Below are 372 nucleotides of genomic sequence, written 5' to 3' on the forward strand. Positions count from 1 at the left end.
AGGCGGCGCCCACCGCCAACTGATTGGCCTGGCGGGCGTGTTCGGCGTTCTGCTTCACCGTGGAGGTCAGCTCCTCCATCGAGGCCGCGGTCTCTTCCAGGCTCGCCGCCTGCTGCTCGGTGCGACGCGACAGGTCGTCGTTGCCGGCGGCGATTTCGGTGGCAGCGGCATTGATGCTGACCGCCGCGGTCTGGATGCGGCCGACGATGCCGGTCAACTGGTCGGCGGTGGCGTTGGCGTCGTCGCGCATGGTGGCGAATACGCCGTGGAACTCGCCGTCCATGCGCGCGGTGAGGTCGCCGGCGGCGATGGCCTGCAGCAACGCCGACAGCTTGCCGAGGTTGCGGTCGCTGACCTCCATCATCGCGTTGA

The 372-nt window shown here is 69.1% G+C and carries 1 pseudogene; it reads right to left on the reverse strand.

Features of this window, described 5'->3' with window-relative positions:
* Window positions 1–372, reverse strand: a pseudogene (locus tag D180_RS16620) (methyl-accepting chemotaxis protein); the annotation flags it as partial.

This window comes from Xanthomonas sp. SHU 166, assembly GCF_000364685.1.
In the GTDB taxonomy this organism is placed as follows: Bacteria; Pseudomonadota; Gammaproteobacteria; order Xanthomonadales; family Xanthomonadaceae; genus Xanthomonas_A; species Xanthomonas_A sontii.